The organism is Frankia sp. BMG5.23, assembly GCF_000685765.2.
Classification (GTDB): domain Bacteria; phylum Actinomycetota; class Actinomycetes; order Frankiales; family Frankiaceae; genus Frankia; species Frankia casuarinae.
The window spans coordinates 1-4310 of record NZ_JDWE01000119.1; the positions used below are offsets into that span (position 1 = coordinate 1).

Annotated in this window: 2 protein-coding genes; one reads left to right on the top strand and one right to left on the bottom strand. The window is 70.8% G+C overall.

The genetic code is table 11. The features are described 5' to 3' along the window. Positions 1-585 (bottom strand): isocitrate lyase/PEP mutase family protein (locus BMG523DRAFT_RS21840; RefSeq protein WP_160323746.1); only part of this gene is annotated, 585 nt, incomplete at its 3' end. A 957-nt stretch (positions 586-1542) separates the two neighbouring features. On the opposite strand from BMG523DRAFT_RS21840, the gene BMG523DRAFT_RS21845 reads away from it, so the two are divergent. Beyond that, the coding region (locus tag BMG523DRAFT_RS21845; RefSeq protein WP_043592250.1) for a TM0106 family RecB-like putative nuclease at positions 1543-4310 on the top strand (2768 nt) is incomplete at its 3' end.

Below are 4310 nucleotides of genomic sequence, written 5' to 3' on the forward strand. Positions count from 1 at the left end.
CGCGCGGTTCAAGGCCTCGGCCACGCCGTGCCCGGCCACCAACGCTTCGGTTCGGGCGATCAAGAAACAGCTGGGCTCCAGCCCGCGGCGCGTGGCGCGGAGGCATTTCTCCTGTTCTTCCACGCTGGCCAGGTCCCGCTCACCGGGGTACAGGATCGACCACTTGTCCAGCGTGTTGTCCTCGATGCACACCGCGCTCGCGCCGGCCTGGGAGATTGTCCGCGCCGCCAGGTCTACCTTGCGCGGGCCTCCGTACCCGGATTCCATGTCCACAACCACCGGATGACGCGTCGTCCTCGCCACGGTCCGTACCACACTGGCCATCTCGGAGGAATCTATTAGCCCGAGATCGGGAAGGCCCCCCAGCGCGGCGGACACACAGAAACTGCTCACCCAGACGAAGTCGGGGTTGTGCTTGTCGGCCAGCCGTGCGGACGGGCCGTCATACACGCCAACTCCGAGACGTACAGGAGTATCGGTCGAGAACCAGCTGGGTGTCACGTGATTACCTTCCCGGTTTGTGATGTCGAAGAGTTCGACTTTTAACCATTGGAGTGGTATGCGTAGCGCTCCATCGAGCCGCACAGATGAAATCTTCGTTGGGAGCTAGCGGCTGTCCGGTGACCATCACGGCGCCCGCGGCTGCGGGCCCGGCACCCTGCTCGTGACCGACGGTGACATACCGGAGGGTGGCGCCGTCGATCAGCGTTCGGGGCGGGGAAGGGATCGGACCCCTGGGGGTGCCAAAGATGATCTTTTCATTCGTCGACCCCAACGAACCGACCACCGACCGCGCTCCGGTCATCTTCTTGATCCTTTTTCTCCGGTCGGTGAGATCATGAAGATCCGAAGTGAGCTCCCGAGGCATATCGTCAACCATCATGTTTACGTACGCTACTCCCGGATTGGTGTCGATGCGCGTCGCGCGTCGCCTGGGGGCGTGTGACGTAAATCTCCCTAACTGGGTGCCAAGCCCTTTTATCGATCTTGATCTCAGCTAGCTTGCTGGGAATTTTGGGGCATTTGAAGCTTTTGCGTAGCAATCATGTACGGTTCGCAATCGTGATGTCATCCTTGGTTAGGTTGCATGGGCTCTGGTCCGTGAGGAGGCGGAGTCCCAGGATTCCCGATCCTTATGATCTTAACAATCGATCGGTTGAAGATTGTGCTGTCGCTGGACGAGCACTGTGTCCCGCTCCGTCCACGCTGGTACATGCGTGGCTCACCGCTCGCGACCGTGCGGTGTGCCGGGCAGTTCTCGCCTGCTCGTGGTTACGGGTCCACGTGTAGAGCCGGGCACGGGCCCGGCGGCCGACCGCACGCCCCAGCCGATGGCCGTCGTCACCTCGGTGTCCCGCGCGACGGACAGGGCGCGTACCCAACGCCCGGCTGGTGTCGCCGCCCTCACCGGCCACCTTCAGTCCTTCGGGGCACGCCCGGCCGGGTTGGTCCGGACCGTGAACCCGGATCGGGAGAGGATTGGCACGGGACCGAACGGGATGGCCCGGATGGAAACGGGATGGCCCAGATGGGGATGGTGTCGTGCACAGGTTCGAGGACCGCTGGGTGGTTTCCGCCAGTGATCTTGTCGACGTCGTCGAGTGTGGGCATCGCGTCGGGCTTGCGCACGCGCTCGCCGCCGGGCTGGTGACCGGGGAGACGTCGGAGAACGGGCCGCGCCGGATCGACCGGGTGCGCCTGACCCCCGCGGACACCACTGCCGTGCGGCACGGCGAGGCGCACGAACGACGCTGGCTGGAGCATCTGCGCCGGTGTTTTGGCGCGGACGGGGTCGTGGCGATCGAGCGGCCCGCCCCCACGCTCGCCGCCCTGGCCCAGGCCCACGAGCGGACCCGCCAGGCGTTGGCCGCCGGGGTTCCCGTCGTCTACCAGGGGGCGCTGTTCGACGGCGCGTTCCAGGGGCGCCCCGACTTCCTCATCGCGGCGCATCTCGACCCGGTCGCCGGCGCATCGACCGGGCCCGCGGTCGCGGGCCGTTACGAGCCCTACGACGCCAAGCTCGCCCGGCACGCCAGTCCGGGAGCCGTGCTGCAGCTCGCCGCCTACGCGGCGGCCTTACCGTCGGTGGGCGTACCCGTTCCGCGGTTCATGCATCTGCTGCATCCCGCGCAGCGGGCCACCGCTCCAGAGCCAGAGCCAGAGCCCGCGCTCGGGGTCGGGGTCGGGGTCGGGGTCGTGCGCACGTTCCGGGTCGACGATGTCGTGCCGATGGTCGGGCACGCGCGCAGCCGTCTCGCCGATCGGCTGGCGGCTGCCCCCGCGGTTCCCGAACCGTCCTGGGCCGAGCCCCGGTCGGCCTGCGCCACCTGCGCGTTCAGCGCGCACTGCGCGCGCGGCCGGGCGGAGGCCCGCGACCTGTCGCTGGTCGCCGGGCTGCGCGGCGACCAGCGACAGGTGCTGCGCGCGGCCGGCATCACCGCGGTGGAGGAGCTCGCCGCGGCCCGCGACGACCAGCGGCCCGCGACGATGTCCCCGGCGACGTTCGCGGGACTGCGTCTTCAGGCGGAACTGCAGGCCGGGCAGGATGCGACGCGTACCGCGGACGACCCGGTCGGGACGGTGACCGTCCGGATGACCGGCCCGGAGGGTCTCGCGGCCCTTCCGGTGCCCGATCCCGGTGACATCTACTTCGATATGGAGGGCGATCCGTACGCGCTGGACGCCGCCGGTCTGGAGTACCTGTTCGGCGCGGTCACCCTCGCGGACGGCGAGCTCTTCCGGGCGTTCTGGGCACACGATCGGGCGGGGGAGCGGCAGGCGTTCGAGCGTTTCGTCGACTGGGCGACGGAGCGGTTGCGCGCGCACCCCGGCGCGCACATCTACCATTACGCGCCCTACGAGCCGAACGCGTTGCGCCGGCTGGCCGCGCGACACGGCACGCGGGAACGGCAGGTAGACGATCTGCTCGCCGGGCACCGGCTGGTGGATCTCTACGCCGTGGTCCGGCGCAGCCTGCGGATCTCCCAGCCGTCCTACTCGATCAAATACCTCGAACCGCTGTTCCTGCCCGGTGCCCGACAGGCCGAGGTGAAGAACGCCACCGACAGCATCGTGGCGTACGAGAGCTTCCTGGCACACCGCGCCGCCGGGGAGCTCGCCGCGGCCGACCGCGTCCTCGCTCAGATCGCCGACTACAACCGGATCGACTGCGTGTCGACCCACCGACTGCACCGCTGGCTACTGGGCCTGCGGGGGGCCGACGGCGGCACGCCGCGGATCGACACCGCTGCCGCCGTTGACACCGCTGCCGACGCCGCCGACGACGCGCTCGTCGACGCCGCCGACGACGCGCTCGTCGACACCCTCGTCGCGGGCCTTCCCGACGATCCGGCCGACTGGACGGGAGACGAGCGGGCGCGCGCCCTGCTCGCCGCGGCCGTCGGATACCACCGGCGTGAGAACAAGCCCGCCTGGTGGTCGTACTTCGCGGCGCTGACCGCCGATCGCGCCACGCTGGAATCGGCCGACGACTGCGCGGTCCCGGTGAGCTGGACCGTTGTCGAGGACTGGGTCGAACCGGCCGGGCGACGGCGGCGGAGTCGTCGACTGCTGCAGGCCCGCGTCGATCCGGACCGTCCGCATCCCTTCGACCGCGGCGAGGCGGTGCGGCTGCTCTACCCGGGACCGCCCGGGGCCGAGGGCGCCACCACCGACGCGGTCGTCGAGCGAGCCGAGCCGCACACGCTGCTGCTGCGGGAGAGCGTCGCCCCCGACGGCGTGGCCCGCAGGCCGCCCCTCGCCGTGCTGCCCGGATCGCCGGTGCGTCCGGAACCCAAGCCGGCGGCGATCCGCGGCCTCGCCCGCCGGACCGCCGACGCCCTGCCGGACCTGCCCGCGGACCCCGCGTTGGACCTGCTGCGACGTCGCCCCCCGCGGCTGGTCGGCCGGGACGACCTGCCGGCGCCCGGCGAGCACGACGGAGACCAGATCGCCGCCGTGCTCGCCGCGGTGAGCATGCTCGACGGCTCCTACCTGGCCGTGCAGGGGCCGCCGGGGGCGGGCAAGACCTACCTCGCCGGCAGGCTCATCCGCCATCTCGTCGAGCAGGGGCGCACGGTCGGGGTCTGCTCGACCAGTCACAAGGCGATCGAGAACGCGATGCTCGCCGCGACCGGCCAGCCGCCGGCGGACCCGAAGCCCGCGGATACCCGGGCCGCGGACGCCCGGGCCGCGGACGCCCGGGCCGCGGACGCCCGGGCCGCGGACGCCCGGCCCGCCTGGCGCCCCGCGGTGCCCGCCGCGAAGAAACAGCGGTCCGGGGCGAGGCCGGCTTCGGCGGCTTCGGGCAT